Below are 22229 nucleotides of genomic sequence, written 5' to 3' on the forward strand. Positions count from 1 at the left end.
GACCTGCCCCCAACTTACTTCAAAGTAAGTTCAAGGTCCACGGAAATACGCGATCGACCGCCGGGTGACCCGACGACGCCGTGGCATGCGAAGGACCGCCCGGACAGGGCGAACCCGGCCGGACATCGGATCCGGCCGGGTTCGGGTACGCGCGACTAGGCGAGCCTGATCAGGCCGTAGTCGAAGGCATGTCTGCGGTAGACGACCGAGGGTCGGTCGGTCTCACGATCCTGGAATAGGAAGAAATCGTGGCCGACGAGTTCCATCTGGTAGAGGGCATCGTCGACCGACATCGGGGTCGCGGAGTGCACTTTGGTGCGCACGATATGGCCGGGTCCGGCCGCGTAGTCCGGCGATCCCGCGGAATCGGCGGCGCGCTCACCCGGGTGCTGGTGGGCCGGGCCCGCGCCGTCGGTCAGAGCGAACAGCCGATCATCGATCAGGTCCGCGGTCGCCTCGGCCACCGAGAGCGGGGTCTTCTCCCCGTAGTGGACGCGCCTGCGGTCCTTGGTGCGGCGCAGCCTGCTCTCCAGCTTCGAGGTGACCGATTCGAACGCGGCGTAGAAACTGTCGGCGCAGGCTTCGGCCCGAACAACGGGACCCTTACCGCGCGCGGTGATTTCGACGCGCTGACAGCTCTTGCGTTGACGGCGATTGCGTTCGTGGAACAGCTCGACGTCGAACAAGAAGATCAATGGGTCGAATCGTTCGAGACGAGAGAGTTTCTCCGCGACGTATACGCGGAAGTGATCGGGCACTTCGACGTTGCGGCCCTTGACCACAACATCGGCGCGCGTGGCCCGGGGCGGTTCCGCCGCCGGTTGTTCCGTAGTCTCCACCACGCCGACCGACGGTGCGGCGGGAACTGCGTCATTCACTGAAGGTCGTGCAGAAGTCGTCACGCGTACCTCCCGGATCTGGCCGCACCGATCGACGTCACGTGCGGCGGGGGTTGAGCCGTGCTCGGGCGCGTATCGTGGTCCGCCGTGCGGCGGTGCCCGGCACGTTGTTGTCCGAGGCGCCACCTCCCAACTCCAGGTTCGGATGTGTGACCGCGACGCTAGTACGCAGACGGACAGTCCGCCAGTGTTCACGCAAATTTCCCGGATTCATGCGGCACACGTCACCAGCAGGCCACGAGGAACCATCCCGACACGGCCGAGCGCGCGCACCGATTCGCACGCCGTCGCCCCGGTGGTCAGCACATCGTCGAGCAGGACTACCTCGATGTTTCCGCCGTGTGTCGGCACCTGTGAGCGGGGTGCGCGCACCTCGATCCGGTCACGGAGATTACGTTGGCGCGCCACCGCTCCCAAGCCGACCGAATCGCGTGTCCCGGACCGCATACGCAGGATCGACAGCACTTGGCTATCGGGTAGCCACCGCCGCGCGACCGCCGCCGCCCGCAGTACCGGATCACCTCCGCGCCGCCGCGCTGCCCAAGCCCGACTCGGCGCGGGCACCAGCACCAGCGTTCGGTCCGGTGACCGCAGACGCGCGAGCGCGAGCGCCGTGGCACGGCCGAGCGGTTCGCTCAGGTCCCGGCGGCCACGCTCCTTTGCCGCGAGCACCGCGCGTCGGGCCGGACCCCGGTAGGGAGCCAGTGCCCAGCACGGAATTCCGGGATCGAGCCGCGGCCGTACGCGCATCGGGCCGCGGCCGAGCGCCGCCGCACAGTCCGCGCACCACGGCGTGCCCGCCGCGGCGCAGCCGCCGCAGGTCACGGGCAGAATCAGGTCGAGTAGCGTTCGCATCGCCCGAGTCTGCGCCCGCGCACCGACATCCGTACCTCAGCCGGGCAACACCGGCACCGCGTTCGCACCGAGACCGGGCACCTCCCGCCAGTACGGCTCGCCGCCGTCGGGATTGCTGGTGAGCTCGAGCACGGCCCGCGAATCGGCGACGTACTGGTGCTCGAGCGAGACGCTCACCGAGCGCACCGGCGCGGTCAGATTACGGCCGGTCAGCGGCACCAGCCCCGACCCGTCGATCTGCACCGTGCGCACCGGGTCGACATTGCCCTGGAAGGCCATGAAGATGGTGTCCCCGGCCAGCCAGTTCACCGAGACCGCGGGCGTGCTGACGTCCACCGCGACCGGAATCGGCGAGGTCAGCGCGTACTTGCCGTCCGGCTGCCGCACGACGATCGCCACGTAGACCTTGCCGTCGGCGATGAGGACCGCGCGCGCCCCCGTCCGGGAGACCCTGACCTCGGTGATCGGTAGCCGCAGCGCGTTCGAGCCGCCGGTCAGACCCGAGATGTCGACGTCCTGGAGCGAGACCGTGCCGGTGCTGCGGTCGTTGACCACCCGGATGATTCGTTCACCGTCGATCGCGGCCCAGGCCGAACTGCCGTCGGCCGCCCACGAGGGTCGGCTGATGGTGGTGCCCTCGGCGACCGGGAACTGGGTGCCGCCGTAGTTGCCGACCATGAGCGTGCGCGGCGGCTCGGGGGCCGGGCGGCCCGCGTCGGCCACGGCCGCGACGAACTGGCCGTCCGGCGTCAGGGCCGCCGACTGGAGATTGCTGACCGCGCCGAAATAACCGGGGGCCGCGGTGACGTCGGCGCCGACCTGGACCAGCCCGCCCTCGCGCAGGGCGTGCAGACCGACCCGGTTCTGGGCAAGGACCTCGGGACTGAACTGTTGCACGTCGGCCGCCGACCACCCATTGGCGGCGTACCGGTCGTCGAGTGGTTTGCCGTCGCCGAGCAGCACGTACGGGCCGAGCACGTCGGCCTTGGCGAGGGTAAGCACGACCTGTGCGGCGAGCAATTCCTTGTCGCGCGGGGCGAGCGCGGAGGCACCCGCGAAATCCAGTCGTACGCCGCCGAGTCCGACGCCGACCTCCGCCGGATCGCCATTGGCCTTGGTGATCGGTCCCCGCAGCGAGACCGGAGGCGCCAGGTTGTTGCGGACCACCGAGGCCAGTCCCGGCTGCGGTCCGTCGGCCATGAGCCCGAGCAGACGCTGGGTCAGCTGATTCTTCGGCGCGGACACCCACCGCAGATCGGGCACCACCGAGGCACTGCTCGAATCGCCGAAATACAGCACGTAGCGCCGGTAGGACTTGGCGAAGGCCGATTCGTCCATGACCACGCCGTCGGGCAGGTCGGTGATGCGCCATTCTCCGCCGGCCCGGCTCATCTCGATCTTGTACTCCAGCGGCGGCCCCTCGATGGCCCGGTAGCCGCCGTCCATGGCGATCTCGGCGACCTTCTGCGCGCGGATGCGGTACGTGGCGGTGTCACCGACCCGCGACTCGAGCAGGGTGTCGGGCCGGTCGACGATGACGGTGCCGGTGGTGTCGTCCCAGCGCTGCGCCGTGTCGGGTGTGAGGTACTGGCGCGCGGCCGCGTGCTGATTGGCCGGATCGGCGGTGGCCTGGAGGAAATCGCGCAGCAGCGGACCGGGGTCGCGCCCGGTCGCGGGCGGCAGCGGCCCCTCGGAGGTCGGCTGCTGGTTGATGGTGCCGAGCGCCTGCGGCGCGGAGGACTCCGGCAGGCTCGCGCAGCCGCTCAGCACCGCCGCGATGAGTATCGACGCGCCTACGAGCAGGGGTAATCGGCGCGGCTGTCGGTGGTGCACGGTCATGACTGTACGTCTCCGGATTCGCGGATACGGTCACCGCCGTCGGACTCGGGCGCCCGCGGGGGCTCCGCCGCCGGGGTGAGCATCCCGTCGCCGGCTCCGGCCGAGGACTCCGTGCCCGCGGATCGGTACGGCATCGCCGGCGCCTCGGCGTCGGTGAGGTCCGGTTCGACCGGACGCGAGGACTTGCGCGCGACCGGTTCCAGGGGCAGCGGGCTCACGCCCATTTTCTTGCCGCGCACCAGCGGCAGCGTCAGCCGGAAACTGGCGCCGAGGCCGATCTCGCCCCACGCCTCGAGCCTGCCCTCGTGCAGGTTCGCGTCCTCGACGCTGATGGACAACCCGAGTCCGGTGCCGCCGGAGCGGCGCATGCGCGACGGATCCGATCGCCAGAAGCGATTGAATACCAACTTCTCCTCGCCCGGCCGCAGGCCGATCCCCTGATCGCGCACCACCGTCGCGACCGCGTTGGCCTCGACATCGCCGCGCATGCGGATCAGCACGGGTTTGCCCTCGCTGTGGTCGATGGCGTTGGCGAGCAGATTGCGCAGCACCCGTTCCACGCGGCGCGGATCGACCTCCGCGACCAGCGGTTCCTCGGGCAGGTCGACGACCACTTCGATGCCCGCGTCCTTGGCCAGATGGCGCACGGTGGAAATGGCCGCCCGCGCGCACATCCGCACGTCCAGTGATTCGATCTGCAATTCGGCCACACCCGCGTCATGGCGGCTGATCTCGAGCAGATCGTTGAGCAGACCTTCGAAACGGTCCAATTCCGTGACGAGTAGTTCGGCGCTGCGCGCCAATGCCGGATCGAGTTCGTCGCTGCTGCTGTGGATCAGGTCGGCGGCCATACGCACGGTCGTCAGCGGGGTGCGCAATTCATGGCTCACATCGGAGGTGAATCGACGTTGCAGATTGCCGAATTCCTCCAATTGGGTGATCTGATTCGACAGACTTTCGGCCATTTCATTGAATGCCTGCGCCAACCGCGCCATATCGTCCTCGCCGCGGACCAGCATGCGCTCCTTGAGCCTGCCGTCGGCGAAACGGCTCGCGATGCGCGCGGCCGAGCGGATCGGCAGCACGACCTGCCGCGTGACCAGGGCGGTGATCGCGGCCAGCAGGACGAGCAGCACCAATCCGCCGATCATCATGGTGCCGCGCATGAGCGCGAGACTGCGCTCCTCGTTGGCCAGCGGGAAGATCAGATAGATCTCCAAGGTCGGGATCTCGGCGCTCGGACTGCCGATGATCAGAGCGCGACCGTGGTAGCCGTCGGGATCGGCGACCGTCGTGAACTGGTAGCTGACCTGATTGCGCTGCACGAACCGGCGCAGCTCCTCCGGAATCTCGTCGATCGGGCCCACCGAGGTCTGCTGCTGCGGCGTACCGCCGACGATGGTCAGCGCGGAATCGAAACTGCCCGCCACCCCGCTGGATTGTCCGGTGCCGCCGCGACTGGACAGCGCGTTGCGCGCATCGGCGAGGCGCTGCTGCTGGGTACCGACGTCGTGCACGCCCGAGAGCTGGCTCTCCACCGTATTGCGGGCGCGGTCCATCTCCTCGACGGCCGCGTTGATCTTGGCATCGAGTAGCCGATCGGTGATCTGGCTGGTCAGCACGACGCCGAGAATGGTGATGACGATCAGCGACAGGGTCAGCGTCGAGACGATGACCCGCAGCTGGAGGGACCGCCGCCAGAGATGCCCCAGGGCGGTTCCCACGTCCTTGAACCACGTCGCGACCGCGGTCAACGCGTGTTCGACGTGACGACCGACCCCACGCGGCGCGCGAGATCGGTCTTGGTCCCCCCGAACGTCCCGCGGACGCTCCGAGCCATCGGTCACGGTGGTCCGGCCTTGTAGCCGACCCCGCGGACGGTGAGCACGATCTCGGGATTCTCCGGATCCTTCTCGACCTTGGCGCGCAGCCGCTGCACGTGCACGTTCACCAGGCGGGTGTCCGCCGCGTGCCGATAGCCCCATACCTGCTCGAGCAGCACTTCCCTGGTGAAGACCTGGCGCGGCTTACGCGCGAGGGCGACCAGTAGATCGAACTCCAGCGGGGTCAGCGAGATCTGCGAACCCGCCCGGCTCACCTTGTGCGCGGGCACGTCGATGACGATATCGGCGATGGACAGCAGTTCGGCGGGTTCTTCCTCGGTGCGGCGCAATCGAGCGCGGACCCGGGCGACCAGCTCCTTGGGTTTGAAGGGTTTGACGATGTAATCGTCGGCACCGGACTCCAGACCGAGCACGACGTCGACCGTGTCGGTCTTGGCCGTGAGCATCACGATCGGAACCCCGGAGTCGGCCCGCAGTACACGGCATACATCGATACCGTTCATACCTGGCAGCATCAGGTCGAGCAGGACGAGATCGGGCCTGATCTCGCGCACCGCCGTCAGGGCCTGTGTGCCGTCGCCGACCACATGCGGGTCGAACCCTTCCCCGCGCAAGACGATCGTGAGCATCTCCGCGAGCGCCATATCGTCGTCGACGACCAGAATCTTCGGCTTCATAATTACTATGTTGTCATCTCCCAGGCCAGGATCGGGCCGCCACGCCATTAATTGTGCGAACCCGCCGCACATCCAACCTTATCCGGCAATAATTTCGATCGAACGCGCGGCCAGTGATGCCGGATCGTCACCGGAGCGGAATACCCACCACGGTCCGCGCCAGTTCCGATCGGCCAGGCCACGATATACCGCCGCCGTTCGATCCTGTAGTCCGCCATCGCGTTCGTAGGCGTCGAGCGCGCGAGTCGGATCCGACTCGCCCCGCAGGCGCGCGCGCTCGGCGGCCACCTCGGTGGGCACCTCGAGCAACACCTGCAACGCGGGCACCGGCAAGCCGAACCGGTCGAATTCCAATTCGCCCACCCAGCAGATGATCTCACCGTCCGCCGACTCCTTCAGGCGCGCCGCGGAATACGCCGCATTGGAGGCGACGTAGCGATCCAGTACGACGATGTCGTTGTCGGCCAGCAGTTTCGACAGCTCGGGGAGCGCGTCGGCCCGGTCGAGAGCGAACATCAACGCCATACCGTGCACGGAGTCGACCAGATCGCCGTGCCCGCCGCGCAGCGCCTCCGCGGCCAGATCGGCGTGCACCGAGCGCCCGTACCTCGGGAATGCCAGGGTCGCGATCCGCCGCCCCTTGGCGCGCACGGCCGTCACGACACTGTCGATCAGCGTCCGCTTACCCGCTCCGTCGAGTCCCTCGACCGCTATCAGCACTCCCATGACCAGGCAGGATACTCCGCCGAGTACGGAGCGCGACCTACCCCGCCGACGAGGCGGAGCCCACGGCGCACCCGCACCCGGCCGCCCGCCCGCCCGGCGGCACCGGACGCTGCGGCCCCGGTCACGGCCCGATCCGGTGCGGAGCGCCGGCGGTAGCCGGGAAAGCCGGAGGCCGCTAACGCCTTTCGGCGTCGGCGACCTCCGAGGCGCGGCGGATCAGTAGCGGTAGTGGTCGGGCTTGTAGGGGCCCTCGACGTCGACTCCGATGTACTCGGCCTGATCCTTGGTGAGCTTGGTCAGCTCGCCGCCCAGCGCCTCCACGTGGATGCGCGCGACCTTCTCGTCGAGGTGCTTGGGCAGGCGGTAGACCTCGTTGTCGTATTCGTCGGGTTTGGTCCACAGCTCGATCTGGGCGATGACCTGGTTGGAGAAGCTGTTCGACATCACGAAGGACGGGTGTCCGGTGGCATTGCCCAGGTTGAGCAGGCGACCCTCCGACAACACGATGATGGACTTGCCCGACTCACCGAAGGTCCACAGGTCGACCTGCGGCTTGATGGTGAGTTTCGTTGCGCCCGAACGCTCGAGCGCGGCCATGTCGATCTCGTTGTCGAAGTGGCCGATATTGCCGAGGATCGCCTGATCCTTCATCGCCTTCATGTGGTCGAGGGTGATGATGTCCTTGTTACCGGTGGAGGTGATGACGATATCGGCGTCGGCGATCGCCTTCTCCACGGTGACGACGTCGTAGCCGTCCATCAGCGCCTGGAGCGCGTTGATCGGGTCGATCTCGGTGACCTGCACCCGGGCGCCCTGTCCGGCAAGCGATTCCGCGCAGCCCTTGCCGACATCACCGTAGCCGCAGATCAATATCTTCTTGCCGCCGATGAGCACGTCGGTGCCGCGGTTGATGCCGTCGATGAGCGAGTGGCGGGTGCCGTACTTGTTGTCGAACTTCGACTTGGTGACCGAGTCGTTGACGTTGATGGCCGGGAACACCAGCTCACCCGCGGCCGCGAACTGATAGAGCCGCAACACGCCGGTGGTGGTCTCCTCGGTGACGCCCTTGACCGACTCGGCGATCGCGGTCCACTTGCCGCGGTCGGACTCGAAGCGCTCGCGCAGCAGGGCGAGGAAGACCTTGTACTCGGCGGAGTGGTCCTCGTCCTCCGGCGGCACGGTGCCTGCCTTCTCGAACTGCGCGCCGCGCAGCACGAGCATGGTGGCGTCGCCGCCGTCGTCGAGGATCATGTTGGCCGGCTCGTCCGGCCAGGTCAGCATCTGCTCGGCCGCCCACCAGTACTCCTCGAGGGTCTCACCTTTCCAGGCGAAGACCGGGGTGCCCTTGGGCTCGTCGACGGTGCCGCCGGGACCGACTACGACCGCCGCGGCGGCGTGGTCCTGGGTGGAGAAGATGTTGCACGAGGCCCACCGGACCTGCGCGCCGAGCGAGACCAGGGTTTCGATCAGCACCGCGGTCTGCACCGTCATGTGCAGCGAGCCCGAGATACGCGCGCCCTTCAGCGGCGCCACGTCGGCGTATTCGCGGCGCAGTGCCATCAGACCTGGCATCTCGTGCTCGGCCAGGCGGATCTCCTTACGGCCGAAATCTGCCAGCGACAGATCCGCCACCTTGTAATCGACGCCATTGCGGACGTCGGCGGTCAGGGACGTGCGTGCGGGAAGTTCTGAGGTTGTCATGCGCCTGGCTCAGCCTCTCGGTGAATGTCGTTTCGATGCAAGGCTAGTCCGTCCGATTCCGGCGGCGCACAGCGCGCGGGGATCGACGCCCGCCCCGGCGAATCGCCGCGCCACGGCCGTATCAGGCGGCAGCCCGGTGTCCGGTCGGCAAACGGCGGCGTTTACGCGGGAGGACGTTCGCCTTGGTGATGTCACCGCCGTAGTGCGCCAGCACCCGCTTGTCCATCACCGCGCGCCACAGCGGGGGCAGCGCGGCCAGCACGATCATGCTCGCGTAGCCGGCGGGCAACTGCGGGGCCTGCGCCGAGCTGCGCAGTGTCTGATAGCGACGGCCCGGATTGGCGTGGTGGTCGCTGTGGCGCTGGAGGTGGAACAGGAAGATGTTGGTGACCAGGCGGTCGCTGTTCCAGCTGTCCCGCGGCGTGCAGCGCCGGTAGCGCCCGTTGGGGCGGCGCTCCCGCAGCAGCCCGTAGTGCTCGACGTAATTCACCGTCTCCAGCAGGGCCGCGCCGATGGCCGCCTGCAACAGCAGCCAGGGCAGCACCGCGATCCCGAACAGCGCGATCAGCCCACCGAACAGCGCCGCCGTCATCGCCCACGCCTGGAGGATGTGGTTGTGCGGACTCCACCAGCTGCGCCGCAGCCGGGCCAGGCGTTTGCGTTCCAGCACGATCGCCGAGCGGAATCCGCCGAGCACGCTGCGCGGGAGGAATTCCCACAGCGACTCCCCCAGCCGGGCGCTGGCCGGGTCCTCCGGCGTGGCCACCCGCACGTGGTGGCCACGGTTGTGCTCGACGAAGAAGTGTCCGTAGCCGGACTGGGCCAGCGCGATCTTGGCCAGCCACCGTTCCAGGTTTTCGACGCGATGTCCGAGCTCATGGGCGGCGTTGATGCCGATGCCACTGACGAAGCCGAGGGTAGCCGCCAGGCCGAGCTTGTCGAGCACGCTCAACTCGTCGCCCGCCCACATGGCGCCCGCGATCAGCAACCCGACGAGCTGGATGGGTAGGAACAGGTAGGTACACCACCGGTAGTAGCGGTCATTGGACAGCAGTTCGTAGTCCTCGTCACGCGGATTGCTGCCGTCCTCGCCGATCACCCAGTCCAGCGCGGGGATGACGATCAGCACGATGATGGGCCCGATCCACCAGAAGACCTCGAGTTCGGTGTGCAGGACGAGTTGCGACGGGAGCAGGGCGGACGCGGGGGCGAGCAGACCGAACACCCAGAGGTGGCGTTTGGGATCGGGCGACCCCGCCAGTTTGCCAACCGGTTGCACGTTTGCCCCGCTAATTTTCTATCCTGACTTCATTGCAGGACAATACATACAGGTTTTCGGACTGTTACACATCGCCTGGATCGAGAAACGTGGCATTGCTTACAAGCCTCGTGGTCGGTTCTTGGGCATCCCTACAGTGACAGATCACACCGCGCATCCGCGGCTATCGGACAGCGGCCGCCTCGACCGCTGCTATCGCCGGTCCTTGGCGGCGATGATGGCCTCGACGTACGGCGCCAGCAACTCGCTCAGTTCGGCGGGCGCATTGCGCCCCGGGCGGGGCGGGGTCGGGATGAAACTCAGCGCGATACGGACCAGCGCATGTGCCAGGACCTCCGATTCCTCGCGCGTGGCGTCCACCCAACTGTCCTGGAAGGCCGTTGCCAGCCGGTCGGTGGCATGGTCGAGCAACGGTGCGGCGTCCAGGGTGATCAGTCGCAGCAGGTCGAGTTTGACCTCACCCGCCAGCAACGATCGCACCAGCGGATCGGTGCCCGCGTCCAGGAAGAAGCTCGCAAGCCCTTCCCGGAACGCGGCGCGCGCGTCACCGACGTTCCCGTCGATCGCGGTGTGCACGTGGTCGACGAGATCGTCGGCCAAGCGCAGGGCGTATCCCTGCGCCAGACCGGCGCGCGACCCGAACTCGTTGTAGAGGGTCTGTCTGCTGACTCCGGCACTGGCCGCGACATCACCGAGGGTGATCTTGGCCCAATCGCGTTCGGTGAGCAGTTCGCGCATCGCGTCGAGGACCGATGTGCGCAGCAACACCCGCGCCGCTTCCTGGTAGGGAACCCTCGATCCATTGCGCGGCATACCCGCGACACTGTCACGGGCCTGTGCCGTAGTCAAAATCTCACGACCGTTCGACCTCGACCATGAAGAAGTCCGCCTTGGCCGCGCCACAGTCGGGACAGGTCCAGTCGTCGGGAATATCGTCCCAGCGTGTGCCCGGCGCGATGCCGTCATCGGGCCAGCCCTCGGCCTCGTCGTACTCGAAACCGCACTGCGCGCACTGGAACAGCTTGTATTCACTCATGTGTCCATTCCCACCTCGTCGAAGTCGATCTTCTCCCGCACACCGCAATCCGGGCAGCACCAGTCGTCCGGCACGGCCGACCAGGCCGTACCTTCTGGAAAGCCTTCGTGCGGTTCACCTTTCGCCTCGTCGTAGACGTAATCGCAGACTGGACAACGAAATGCACTCATGACGCCATTTCCTCGGCGGACGCGCCGTAGCGGGCGAGCACCTTGTCACGACGGCGGGGATGGATATTCGCCTTGGTGATATCGCCGCCGTAGTGCGCGAGTACGCGCTTGTCCATGACCCGTCGCCACAGCGGCGGGAAGTAGGCCAGCAGAATCATGCTGGCGTATCCGCTTGGCAGATTGGGCGCGCCGTCCCAACTGCGCAGCGTCTGGTACCGCCGGGTCGGGTAGGCGTGGTGGTCGCTGTGCCGCTGGAGGTGGTACAGGAAGATATTGGTGACGATGTGGTCGCTGTTCCAGCTGTGCACCGGCGCCGGCCGCTCGTAGCGCCCCGAGGCCGCGCGTTGACGCACCAGGCCGTAGTGCTCCAGATAGTTCACCGCTTCGAGCAGGCTGAATCCGACCACTGCCTGGAGGACCAGGTACGGCAGCAGTTCGATGCCGAAGACCGCGACCAGCGCCGCGTACAGCACCACCGACATCAGCCAGGCGCTGAGCACCTCGTTGTGCAGCGTCCACGGCTTCTTGCCCATGCGTTCGAGTCGCGTGCGCTCCAGTCGCCACGACGAGATCAGGCCGCCCCAGACGGTTCGCGGCCAGAAGGCCCAGAAGGTCTCGCCCACACGGGAACTCGCGGGGTCCTCCGGCGTCGCGACGCGCACGTGGTGGCCGCGGTTGTGCTCGATGTAGAAGTGCCCGTAGAACGACTGGGCCAGTGCGATTCTGGACAGCCAGCGCTCCAAATTCACCTTCTTGTGGCCCAATTCGTGCGCGGTGTTGATACCGACTCCGCCGATCATGCCGACGGTGATCGCCAGACCGATCTTGTCGACAAGGTGCAGGCCGCCGTCGATGCCGAGCCAGCTCACATTGTCGGCCGTGATGAGGTAGCAGGCCATCAGCAGCGTCGCGTACTGGAACGGCAAGTAGAGGTAGGTCAGGTAGCGGTAGTACCGGTCGTTCTCCAGATACTCCATGACCTCGTCGGGTGGATTGTCCCCGTCCGGGCCGAAGACGATGTCGGCCAGCGGGATCAGCACATAGATCAGGATGGGTCCGAGCCAGAACGGCACCTGCGCGAGTCGGTGCCAGCCGAGTTCGTTGAACGCCCAGACCAGCGGCAGACCGATGGTGAACAGTCCGGTCGGCGCGAACAGCCCCCACAGCCACCAGTACCTCTTGCGATCACGCCACGCGGGCGTCGCCTTCTCGCGGCCCGGCGTGCCGGTATCCGTCGACATCGTTGTCTCCATTCCTCCGCGCGTGTGACGCGCACTACATCTGAACTCGACAATAGGACCTAATATGTCTCTTGTCTAGACAAATTACCGACTTTGTAAAAATCAGACTCGGAGGTTCCTTTCGTCCCGTGACGGAACGCCGCCGAACACCGGGGCGCCGAACAACGAGGAACGGGCCGCACCCGAGGTGGGTACGGCCCGTTCGATACGACAGGAGCGGTTAACGCAGTGGCACGTGGGCGTCGGCAGGCAGGGCATCGACCGGCCACCAGCGCAGATCCGTCGACTCCGCACTGCGCACCGCGAGTGCGCCCGGCGGCGCGGTGATACGGAAGACCAGATCCAGATGACGGGTCGGCACGCCGAGCGAACAGGTGATCGGATGCGCCTGGACCGCGTACAGCTCCGGTTCGAGCGCCAGGTCCGCGATACCGGACTCCTCGGTCGCCTCCCGCAGCGCCGCGTCGGTGACGGTCTTGTCCGCCTCCTCGCAGTGCCCGCCGAGTTGGACCCAGCGCCCGATGCGCGGATGCAGGGTCAACAGCACCTCGCTCGCGTCGTGGGAGAAGACCACCGCCGAGGCGGTGATATGTCCGGGCGCGTGTTCACGCAGGCACCCGCGCGGCGCGGACCCGAGGAAGGCGAGCATCGCCTCGCGCAGCGACCGCTCGCCGTCATGGGCCGGACGCCACGTGGCGAGCAGGTCGGTGGCCGAGGCGTTCAGCGACCGCGCGCTCACAGTTCCACCAGTCCGGGTCCGGGGCCGTAGACCTGACGCGGCGTCAATTCCTCGAGCGGATACCCGACGGCGACGGCGCCGAGCGGATTCCAGTCCGATTCGAGTCCGAGCACCTCGCGGGTGACCTCCGGGGCGAAGATCGTCGACCCGATCCAGCAACTGCCGACGCCCTCGGTGGCCAGCGCCACCAGCAGTCCCTGCACCGCCGCGCCGACCGCGACGGTGAACATGGTCCGCTCCGCCGCGCGGCGGCGGTCGTCGGGATAGTCGTGCGCGCCGTCGGGCACACAGAACGGAATGATCACCTCGGGGGCGTCGAACAGGATCCGGCCGCGCGCGATACGGCGCCGCACCCGCTCCGGCGGTAGGCCGTCGGCGGTGAGATCGGCGCGCCACGCCTCGGCCATGGCCTCGAGCAATCGCGCGCGGGTCTCGGGGGTGCGCAACCAGACGAAGCGCACGGGACGGGTGTGATGAGGTGCGGGCGCGGTCAGCGCGGTCGCGACGGCCGACCGGATACGCTCCGGGTCGACCGGCTTGTCGGCGAACTGCCGGATCGAGCGCCGCAGCAGCAGCGCCTGCCGCCTGCCCCGGGCGATGGCGTAGTCGGTGCCGAGCCAGAACAGGTCATCCTCGCCGCGACGCAGGAGATCGGTCGCGCAGGAGCCGTCGTCGGCGACCGGGAGTCCGCGCACCACCGCGGCCGGGACCCCGCCCAGTTTGCCCTTGACCAGATCCGCCGCCGCGGCCAGTTCGTCGGCGATCGCGACCTGGGTGACCTGGAGTTCGTTGCCCTGCCCGTCCACCCGGCCCGCGTAATCGTGCAGCACCCGCAGCCCGGCCGAACCGATGGCGACGTCGGTCTGACCGTTGCGCCAGGCCCGGCCCATGGTGTCGGTGATCAGTACCGCGACCGTGACCCCGAGCCGCTGCGCGAGTGCGCCGCGCAGCGCCTTGGCACTGGCATCGGGATCGCTGGGCAGCAGCAGTAGTTCGCCCTGTTCGACGTTGGATCCGTCCACACCGGACGCCGCCTGCACGATGCCGAGCTTGTTCTCGGTGATGAGGGTGCGGCCCTTGTGCGCGAGGACCCGCACCGCCTCTTGGTCCACCAGCCTGCGGCGCACCGCGTCGCGTGCGTCGGGATCGAGCGGGGCCGCGACCACGCGACCCTCGACCTTGGCGACGATCTTGCTGGTGACGACCAGGATGTCGCCGTCGCGCAGCCAGGGCGCGGCGGCCGCGATACGGTCGGCCAGATCGTCGCCCGGCCGGAATTCCGGCAGGCCGGTGACGGGCAGGATGGTCAGTTCCGGCGCCGCGTGATCGAATGCCGTCCGCTCGGATGCGCTCACCATTTCACTCCCGCCAGGTCCAGTGCCTCGCGCACGATCTCAGCGGTGGTCGGCGGATCGGTCATCAGCAGCGGCACGCTGCGCACCTCGACGCCGGGCACCTCGGCGGTGTCGGTGCTGTGGATCAGCCAGCTGTCGAGGATGCCGGTGGCCGAACGGGCGCCGTAGTGCCTGCCGATGGCCTCGGCGGTGGTCTCGACCCCTATTACCGAGAGGCATTCGTCGGCCATGCCGCGCAGCGGCTTGCCGTCGATGACCCCCGAGACCCCGACGACGGCGGCCTCGGTGGTGCGCAGTGCGCCGCGGATTCCGGGTACCGCGAGGATCGAGCCGATGCTCACGACGGGGTTCGACGGCGCCAGCAGAACCGCATCGGCGGCTTCTATGATTTCCGTCACATTCGGGGCAGGTTTGGCGTCCTCGGCCCCGATTGTCGCGAATCCATGGGTCCGTATGTTCGCCCGGTACCGAACCCACCACTCCTGGAAATGAATCGCGCGACGTTCGCCAGGGTTCTCCGCATCGCTCACAACGACATGCGTTTCACAGCGATCGTCAGTTGCCGGGATGAGTTTCACACCGGGCTGCCAGCGATTGCACAGCGCCTCGGTGACCGCGGAAAGCGGGTACCCGGCGCGCAACATTTCGGTTCGAATCAAGTGCGTGGCGATATCGCGATCCCCCAGCCCGAACCAGTCCGGCTCGGCGTGATATCGAGCCAACTCCTCCTTGGCGTGCCAGGTCTCCTCCAACCGGCCCCACCCGCGTTCGGTATCTATGCCGCCACCGAGGGTGTACATGCAGGTATCGAGGTCGGGACAGATTCGAAGACCGTGCATCCACACGTCGTCGCCGACATTGACGATCGCGGAAACCTCGGCGTCCGGCAGCAGTTCCCGCACACCCTGCAGGAAGCGCGCACCACCGACTCCGCCGACCAGCACGGCGATCTTCGGTCCGCTCGCGGGCGCGATGTCAGCTTGTTGTCCAGTCACATCGAGACAGCCTATGCGCTGATCGAACCTCGGTCGTTCGGGTCATATTTGCTATTCATTTGCTATTGCACATGCAAGATCAACGGAGAAATCGGCGGCGGATAGTAACGGAATAGCGACGGCGGCTTGACCATCCCTACATCCGGCGTGTCTAATCACAGACATGTCATTCCGGGTTCGCGCGCGAGTCGAAGGCGCGAACAGTTTCTCGAACAGATGTTCGCATAGGGATGACGAGTTCGGGGATGTCCGCGGGACAACGTCGCGGGGTAGGGCCGTCGGTGTCCGTGTTGGCCCGACGGAAATAATCATTCTGCGCTAACACACAGTGAGGAGGCGGAGCGATGGCCGACGATATGGTCACGCCAACCGATTCCACAGCAGGCGCAGCTCGTGGCGTCTGCGCAGACATCGGCCGAATCGATCGGGAGGGCGCGGGTGAGGACATGTCGTCGCCGCGACTCAGCCTTGTCGTGACAGGTTTCGATGAGATGTTCGAATCCATCGAGGAGCAGTGGCAGGAACGTGCCCTCTGCGCCCAGACCGATCCCGAGGCGTTCTTCCCCGAGAAGGGCGGCTCGACCCGCGAGGCGAAGCGGATCTGCTTGGGCTGCGAGGTTCGCGACGAGTGCCTGGAGTACGCACTCGCGCACGATGAGCGCTTCGGCATCTGGGGCGGCCTCTCCGAACGGGAGCGTCGTCGCCTCAAGCGCGGAATCGGCTAGTTCGGGCGCCGCACCGGCCTCCACCGGGAGGTCGGTGCGAGTTCACCCGTCCTTCTCCGTATGGCATAGATTCATTCCATGTCACGCTCTCGCAATCGACGACCGCCGACCGCGCGGTCAGTGATCCGCCGTGGTCGCGGCGTGCGCGGGCCCATGCTGCCCCCCACCGTGCCCGCGTGGCGAACCCGGGGCCAGCAGTTCGACCGACTGGTGCTCGAAGCCTTCGCACCGCTGGACAGCCGGTGGCACGACCGGCTCACCAAACTCGACATCGCCGTCGACGATGTCCCCAAGATCCGCCCGCTGCACCCCGATACGGTCACCTGGCCGGACGAGGTCGTGGCCGACGGCCCGGTGCCGCTGTCACGGCTGGTGCCCGCGGGCGTCGACCGCCACGGAGCGGCCACCCGCGCCCGTGTCGTACTGTTCCGCAAACCGCTGGAACTGCGCGCGGGCGATCCCGACGACCTCGTCGACCTGCTGCGCGAAGTCCTGGTCCAGCAGATCGCCACCTACCTCGGAGTCGACCCCGACGTCATCGACCCCGAGCCGGAATAACGCCTGCACGGCGACGTGAGCCATGCCCCTTTACCGCGTGTCTGGCCGCGTACGGACGCCAGGGGGGTTACGCTCATCGGCGTGATTCCCATGCGTCGTTGCTGCCGACCAGGCTGCAAGAATCCGGCCGTCGCGACGCTCACGTATGTGTACTCGGACTCGACGGCCGTCGTCGGACCGCTGGCCACCGTCGCCGAACCGCATTCCTGGGACCTCTGCGAAACACATGCCTCCCGCATCACCGCTCCCAAGGGCTGGGACATGGTCCGCCACGAAGGCGGGTTCTCCTCCAGCACACCGGACGACGATGATCTGACGGCATTGGCGGAGGCGGTGCGCGAGGCCGGGCTGCGCAGGCGACCCCCCGAACCGGATCAGCGCGGCTACCGCGATTACCCGCCGCCGCCCCCGCCGCGGGTCACCAGAACCGGCAGGCGCGGCCACCTGCGGGTCCTGCCCGACCCGCCCAGCTGATCCGGCGACCCGTTCACCCTTGCCCGCGACCCGCGGCGGCAACGCCCGCGACTCACCGTGGTAACACCGCCCGCGCGGATCGAGGGTAGGACCCCGTCGAGCCCGTCGGGCCGAACCACTAGGGTGGTGCCCATGACAGCCACGCGCTCTGCCGAATTCGTGAACGCGGTGATCAAGGCATACGACGTTCGCGGTGTCGTCGGTGAACAGATCGACGCGCGATTCGTCAGCGATATCGGGGCCTCCTTCGCCCGCCTCATGCGCGCCGAGGGCGCCTCCCGCGTGGTCATCGGACACGATATGCGCGACTCCTCCCCCGAACTCGCCGCGGCCTTCGCCGAGGGCGTCCGGGATCAGGGTCTCGACGTCACCCACATCGGGCTCGCCTCCACCGACGAGCTGTACTTCGCCTCCGGCCATCTCGGCTGCCCCGGCGCGATGTTCACCGCCAGCCACAACCCGGCCCGCTACAACGGGATCAAGATGTGCCGGGCCAATGCGCTGCCGGTCGGCCAGGACACCGGCCTGGCCATCATCAAGCGGGAACTGGTCACGGGCGTGCCCGCCTTCGACGGCCCGCGCGGGGACGTCACCGAGGTCGACCTGCTCGCCGACTACGCCGCCTTCCTGCGGGGGCTGGTGAAGCTCGACGACGTCAGGCCGCTCACGGTCGCCGTCGACGCGGGCAACGGCATGGGCGGCCACACCGTCCCCGCGGTGCTCGGGACGCTGGCCCAGGTCACCATCGTCCCGCTGTACTTCGAGCTGGACGGCACCTTCCCCAATCACGAGGCCAATCCCCTCGATCCGGCCAACCTGGTCGATCTCCAGCGGCTGGTCCGTACCTCCGGGGCCGATATCGGCCTTGCCTTCGACGGCGACGCCGACCGCTGCTTCGTGGTGGACGAGCACGGCGATCCGGTTTCGCCCTCGGCGATCACGGCGCTGGTGGCCGAGCGGGAGCTGGCCAAGGAGCCCGGCGCGGTCGTCATCCACAATCTGATCACCTCGCGCGCGGTACCGGAACTGGTCGAACAATTGGGCGGCACGCCGGTGCGCACCCGGGTCGGCCATTCGTTCATCAAGCAGGAGATGGCCGCTACGAGCGCGGTTTTCGGCGGTGAGCACTCCGCGCACTACTACTTCCGCGATTTCTGGGGCGCGGATTCCGGCATGCTCGCCGCGCTGCACGTGCTCGCGGCGCTCGGCGAGAAGGACCGGCCGGTCTCCGAACTCATGTCGGCCTACCAGAAGTACGCCGCCTCCGGGGAGATCAACTCGACCGTGGCCGACGCCGCGGGGCGCACGGCGGCGGTGCTCGAGGCGTTCGAGGACCGCGCGCTGGCCGTGGACAGGCTGGACGGCGTGACCGTGCAGCTCGCCGACGACGCCTGGTTCAATCTGCGGGCCTCCAACACCGAACCCTTGCTGCGGTTGAACGTCGAAGCCCGGTCGCAGGAGGAAGTAGACGCACTCGTGACCGAGATCCTGAGCATCGTCCGCGCCTGACTGGAATAGTGGAATCACAGAGTTTGGATTCGCCCGACCCGGGCTCGTTGTGCACGATCCGGGCCGAGTTCGGGACGGATCAGCTACAGCGCGATGAGGGGAGGTGGGACGCCCGATGATCGCTGGAACTCCGGTTCTCGACCTCGACGACGCCGCGTCGCTCGAGGCGGCAGACAGCGGTGGCGCCCTGCGTTCGGCGGCCTCCGGCGGCGCACAGGTACGCGCGACGGCCGCCGCCGTCGGTGAGGACGCGCTGGCTCGGCTCGTCGATCTGCGTCCACGCAGTCTCGTGCTGGTGACCGGTCCCGGGCGCGCGACGCGCGCCGCGGGCGTCCTGGTCGCCGCGGTCGGTGAACGGGCCGGTCTGCCCATCGTGCCCGCGCCCGCGCTACCGCCCTGGGTCGGTCCGCTCGACGTCGTCGTGGTCGCCGGTGACGACGCGGGCGATCCGCGCCTGATCGAAGCCGTCGACCGCGGTCAGCGCCGCGGCGCGGAGGTGGTGATCGCCGCGCCGCTCGAAGGTCCGCTGCGTACCGCCGCCGGGCGCCGCGCGGCCCTGCTGGAGCCGCGAGTGCCGGTTCTCGACCACAACCGCCTGCTGCGCTATCTGGCCGCCGGAATCGCCGTGCTGCACGCCATCGACCCAGCGCGTTCCGGTGCGGCCGCACCCGATCTCACGGCGCTGGCCGATGTGCTTGACGCGGAAGCGCTGCGCGACGCACCGCAGAACGAGGTCTTCCACAATCCCGCCAAGACGCTGGCGGCGCGCATGCAGCAGCGCGGAATCGTCTTCTCGGGCGATTCACCCGCCACCGCCGAACTCGCCGAACACGGGGCCGAGGTGCTGCTGCATGCCGCGGGCCGGGTCGCGACGGCCGTCGATCTGCACGAGGCGGTGGCCGCGCACGCGGTGATGCTCGACGCCGCGGGCGGATCGGCCCCGGATTTCGATCCGATGTTCCACGACGAGGAACTCGACGGTCCCGCTCCGGTGGAACGGATGCGGGTCTTCGTGCTCAGCACCGACGCCGATCAAGCCGCCGCGCGCCGCCGGATCGCGACGTTCGGCGGATCGGGCCTGGTCGACGCCGATCTGGTCAATGCCGATGTCGACCTGTTGCAGAGCGCGCTCCGCGATCCGTCGGCCCCGACCCCGACCCCGGCACGGGCCGCCGACGAAACGGGTGTCCCGCTGCCCGTATCGGCCACCCACAGCACCGAACTGGAGCAGCTCGCCGTGCTCGCGCTCAGAATCGAAATGGCCGCCGCCTACCTCCGGCTGATCGGATGGCGCGGCGGCGCCCCGGCCGCCGACGAACGGTACGACGGGGGACGCTACTAGTGCACGAACTCGTTGGTGCACTGCGTTCCTACGCATGGGGTTCGCGTACCGCACTCGCTCAGCTGTGCGGCAGGCCCGTTCCCTCGGCTCATCCCGAGGCCGAACTGTGGTTCGGCGCGCATCCGGCCGACCCGGCCCACGTGCGGGCGCTCGACGGCACGACCTCACTGCTGCAACTGGTCGCCGACGACCCGGATCGCGAACTGGGTCCGGCGGCAGGCGCATTCGACGGCAAACTGCCGTTCCTGCTGAAGATCCTCGCCGCCGAGGAACCGCTGTCGTTACAGGCCCATCCCAGCGCCGCTCAGGCCCGCGCGGGCTTCGAACAGGAGAATCGGGCGAGGGTTCCGCTGGATTCCCCGATGCGCAACTACCGCGACGACAACCACAAACCGGAGCTGGTGGTGGCGCTGGACCGCTTCGAGGCGCTGGCCGGGTTCCGCGATCCGCGGCGCACCGTCGACCTGCTGCGCGCGCTGGACGTCTCCCCGCTGCGGTCCTATGCCGACCTGCTTGCCGCCCAGCCGGATTCGGCCGGCCTGCGGACCCTGTTCACCACGTGGATCACCCTGCCGCAGCATGTGTTGGCGACCCTGCTGCCCGCGGTGCTCGACGGCTGTGTGCGCTATCTGTCGGCGAAGGGCGACCGCGCCTTCAACGCCGAGGCACGCACCGCACTCGAACTCGCCGAGGCGTATCCGGGTGACGCGGGGGTGCTCGCGGCGCTGCTGCTGAACCGTCTGACCCTCGAACCGGGGCAGGGTCTGTTCCTGGCCGCGGGGAATCTGCACGCCTATCTACGTGGCCTCGGCGTGGAGATCATGGCCAACTCCGACAACGTGCTGCGCGGCGGGCTCACGCCGAAACACGTCGACGTGCCGGAACTGTTGCGGGTGCTGGATTTCGAACCCATCGACCTGCCGGTGATACTGCCCGAACCCGCGGGCGACGGCTCGGTGCGTTACCGCACGCCCGCACCCGAGTTCGCGCTGCACCGCTTCGACCTGACCGCGGGCGCGGCGCGGGTGCCGCTGCACGACGGCCCGTGCATCGTGCTGTGTACCGCGGGCACCGTCCGGCTGCTGCACGACGGCGCCGAACTACTGGTCGGCCGGGGCGGCGCGGCGTGGATATCGGCCGCCGACAACGATATTCGGGCGCAGGCGGTGGACGGTCCCGCGCAGTTCTTCTGCGCGTGCGTCGGCGGTTCGGACTGATCCGGGCCGGTTCTCGATCTCCCCGTGGCGCGACCGGGTATTACGACACGCTATCTTTTCCCGAGGTCGAGGCGACGAGAGAGGACATTGCGGACATGTCTGCTGGCGGTGGCAAGAAGGCGATCATCGCCGCGTTGACGGCGAACGCGGGGATCGCGGTGGCGAAATTCGTCGGCGCGGCGATCACCGGTTCGGCATCGATGCTGGCCGAGGCGGTGCACTCGGTGGCCGATACGTCGAATCAGGGTCTGCTGCTGTTCGGGCAGAAACGTGCCGAGCAGGAGGCCGACGAGCTGCATCCCTTCGGCTACGGCCGCAACCGCTATTTCTACTCCTTCGTCGTCGCGCTCGTTCTGTTCACCCTCGGCTCGGTGTATGCCCTCTACGAGGGGGTGCACAAGGTCCAGCATCCCGAGGAACTGTCCTCGCCGATCGTCGCCGTCGTCATCCTGTTGATCGCGATCGGGCTGGAGACCTACAGTTTCACCACCGCGATCAAGGAGTCGCGGCCGTTGAAGGGCGCCGGCAGCTGGTGGCGGTTCATCCGCACCTCGCGCAGTCCCGAACTGCCCGTGGTGCTGCTCGAGGACACCGGGGCGCTCGTCGGTCTGCTGTTCGCCTTCGCCGGTGTCGGCCTGACCATGCTCACCGGCGACCCGGTCTGGGACGGTGTGGGCACGCTGGCCATCGGCGCCCTGCTCGGCGTCATCGCCGTCATTCTCATCGTCGAGATGCAGAGTCTGCTCATCGGCGAGGGCGCCACGCCGAAGGAGGACGGTCTCATTCGGGCCAATCTGGTCGACGGCGAACACATCGACCGCGTCATTCATCTCAAGACCCAGTACCTCGGTCCGGAGGAGATTCTGGTCGCGGCCAAAGTGGCGTTCGTCCCCGGCCTCGACATCGCGGCCATCGCTTCGGCCATCGACGCGGCCGAGGCCAGGGTCCGCGCCGCCGTACCCGCCGCCCGCGTCATCTACCTCGAACCCGATCTGTACCGAGAGCGCGCCGGAACCGCCTAGCCCCGGAAGTAGGGGGGCGAGATATC

At 67.9% G+C, this 22229-nt stretch carries 22 protein-coding genes; 7 read left to right on the top strand and 15 right to left on the bottom strand.

Going from position 1 to position 22229, the window contains the following annotated elements; all coding sequences use genetic code 11:
- Positions 1 to 155 precede the first annotated feature (155 nt).
- The 15 genes from hpf to cofD form a co-directional block, all read right to left on the bottom strand.
- On the bottom strand, positions 156 to 842 hold the full coding sequence (gene hpf, locus APZ21_RS21585) for a ribosome hibernation-promoting factor, HPF/YfiA family (RefSeq protein ID WP_054815160.1): 687 nt from the start codon (positions 840 to 842) through the stop codon (positions 156 to 158).
- Positions 843 to 1109: 267 nt separating this feature from the next.
- Complete coding sequence (locus APZ21_RS21590) at positions 1110 to 1754, bottom strand: ComF family protein (RefSeq protein ID WP_054815093.1); 645 nt, start codon at positions 1752 to 1754, stop codon at positions 1110 to 1112.
- A 36-nt stretch (positions 1755 to 1790) separates the two neighbouring features.
- Entirely contained in the window at positions 1791 to 3593 is a 1803-nt protein-coding gene (gene lpqB, locus APZ21_RS21595; RefSeq protein WP_054815094.1) for an MtrAB system accessory lipoprotein LpqB, read from the bottom strand.
- Entirely contained in the window at positions 3590 to 5347 is a 1758-nt protein-coding gene (gene mtrB, locus APZ21_RS21600) for an MtrAB system histidine kinase MtrB (protein WP_054815095.1), read from the bottom strand. The genes lpqB and mtrB overlap by 4 nt, the downstream gene beginning before the upstream one ends.
- Before the next feature lie 89 nt (positions 5348 to 5436).
- Positions 5437 to 6114 (bottom strand): MtrAB system response regulator MtrA, encoded by a 678-nt coding sequence (gene mtrA, locus APZ21_RS21605; protein WP_054815096.1) that lies wholly within the window; start codon positions 6112 to 6114, stop codon positions 5437 to 5439.
- Positions 6115 to 6192: 78 nt separating this feature from the next.
- Positions 6193 to 6840, bottom strand: a complete 648-nt coding sequence (locus tag APZ21_RS21610) for a dTMP kinase (protein WP_082393335.1) — start codon at positions 6838 to 6840, stop codon at positions 6193 to 6195.
- Positions 6841 to 7056: 216 nt separating this feature from the next.
- Positions 7057 to 8541, bottom strand: a complete 1485-nt coding sequence (gene ahcY, locus APZ21_RS21615; RefSeq protein WP_054815097.1) for an adenosylhomocysteinase — start codon at positions 8539 to 8541, stop codon at positions 7057 to 7059.
- Positions 8542 to 8662: 121 nt separating this feature from the next.
- Entirely contained in the window at positions 8663 to 9820 is a 1158-nt protein-coding gene (locus APZ21_RS21620) for an alkane 1-monooxygenase (protein WP_054815098.1), read from the bottom strand.
- A 192-nt stretch (positions 9821 to 10012) separates the two neighbouring features.
- On the bottom strand, positions 10013 to 10633 hold the full coding sequence (locus tag APZ21_RS21625) for a TetR/AcrR family transcriptional regulator (protein ID WP_054815099.1): 621 nt from the start codon (positions 10631 to 10633) through the stop codon (positions 10013 to 10015).
- 40 nt (positions 10634 to 10673) lie between these two features.
- The gene (locus APZ21_RS21630) at positions 10674 to 10856 is read right to left on the bottom strand and encodes a rubredoxin (protein WP_054815100.1); all 183 of its coding nucleotides are present in this window, start codon (positions 10854 to 10856) and stop codon (positions 10674 to 10676) included.
- Entirely contained in the window at positions 10853 to 11026 is a 174-nt protein-coding gene (locus APZ21_RS33215; RefSeq protein WP_082393336.1) for a rubredoxin, read from the bottom strand. Before APZ21_RS33215 ends, APZ21_RS21630 begins: the two co-directional genes overlap by 4 nt.
- Complete coding sequence (locus APZ21_RS21635) at positions 11023 to 12267, bottom strand: alkane 1-monooxygenase (protein ID WP_054815162.1); 1245 nt, start codon at positions 12265 to 12267, stop codon at positions 11023 to 11025. Before APZ21_RS21635 ends, APZ21_RS33215 begins: the two co-directional genes overlap by 4 nt.
- Positions 12268 to 12487: 220 nt before the next feature.
- A complete protein-coding gene (locus APZ21_RS21640; protein WP_054815101.1) occupies positions 12488 to 13006 on the bottom strand; it encodes an NUDIX hydrolase in 519 nt (172 codons plus the stop codon).
- Entirely contained in the window at positions 13003 to 14364 is a 1362-nt protein-coding gene (locus tag APZ21_RS21645) for a coenzyme F420-0:L-glutamate ligase (RefSeq protein ID WP_054815102.1), read from the bottom strand. Before APZ21_RS21645 ends, APZ21_RS21640 begins: the two co-directional genes overlap by 4 nt.
- Positions 14358 to 15356, bottom strand: a complete 999-nt coding sequence (cofD, locus tag APZ21_RS21650; RefSeq protein ID WP_174553596.1) for a 2-phospho-L-lactate transferase — start codon at positions 15354 to 15356, stop codon at positions 14358 to 14360. The genes APZ21_RS21645 and cofD overlap by 7 nt, the downstream gene beginning before the upstream one ends.
- A gap of 491 nt (positions 15357 to 15847) precedes the next feature.
- On the opposite strand from cofD, the gene APZ21_RS21655 reads away from it, so the two are divergent.
- The 7 genes from APZ21_RS21655 (at position 15848) to APZ21_RS21685 (ending at position 22203) form a co-directional block, all read left to right on the top strand.
- The gene (locus APZ21_RS21655; RefSeq protein WP_040709504.1) at positions 15848 to 16081 is read left to right on the top strand and encodes a WhiB family transcriptional regulator; all 234 of its coding nucleotides are present in this window, start codon (positions 15848 to 15850) and stop codon (positions 16079 to 16081) included.
- A gap of 78 nt (positions 16082 to 16159) precedes the next feature.
- Positions 16160 to 16639 (top strand): metallopeptidase family protein, encoded by a 480-nt coding sequence (locus tag APZ21_RS21660; RefSeq protein WP_169812081.1) that lies wholly within the window; start codon positions 16160 to 16162, stop codon positions 16637 to 16639.
- Positions 16640 to 16729: 90 nt separating this feature from the next.
- Positions 16730 to 17113, top strand: coding sequence for a DUF3499 domain-containing protein (locus APZ21_RS21665; RefSeq protein ID WP_082393347.1), 384 nt, complete (start codon positions 16730 to 16732; stop codon positions 17111 to 17113).
- 132 nt (positions 17114 to 17245) lie between these two features.
- The gene (locus tag APZ21_RS21670; protein ID WP_054815105.1) at positions 17246 to 18622 is read left to right on the top strand and encodes a phosphomannomutase/phosphoglucomutase; all 1377 of its coding nucleotides are present in this window, start codon (positions 17246 to 17248) and stop codon (positions 18620 to 18622) included.
- Positions 18623 to 18737: 115 nt separating this feature from the next.
- Positions 18738 to 19964, top strand: coding sequence for a hypothetical protein (locus tag APZ21_RS21675; RefSeq protein ID WP_054815165.1), 1227 nt, complete (start codon positions 18738 to 18740; stop codon positions 19962 to 19964).
- The gene (gene manA, locus APZ21_RS21680) at positions 19964 to 21181 is read left to right on the top strand and encodes a mannose-6-phosphate isomerase, class I (RefSeq protein ID WP_054815106.1); all 1218 of its coding nucleotides are present in this window, start codon (positions 19964 to 19966) and stop codon (positions 21179 to 21181) included. The genes APZ21_RS21675 and manA overlap by 1 nt, the downstream gene beginning before the upstream one ends.
- Before the next feature lie 95 nt (positions 21182 to 21276).
- The gene (locus APZ21_RS21685) at positions 21277 to 22203 is read left to right on the top strand and encodes a cation diffusion facilitator family transporter (protein ID WP_054815107.1); all 927 of its coding nucleotides are present in this window, start codon (positions 21277 to 21279) and stop codon (positions 22201 to 22203) included.
- The last annotated feature ends 26 nt before the right edge of the window (positions 22204 to 22229 follow it).

Origin of the sequence: Nocardia arizonensis, assembly GCF_001310275.1 — a bacterium.
In the GTDB taxonomy this organism is placed as follows: Bacteria; Actinomycetota; Actinomycetes; order Mycobacteriales; family Mycobacteriaceae; genus Nocardia; species Nocardia arizonensis.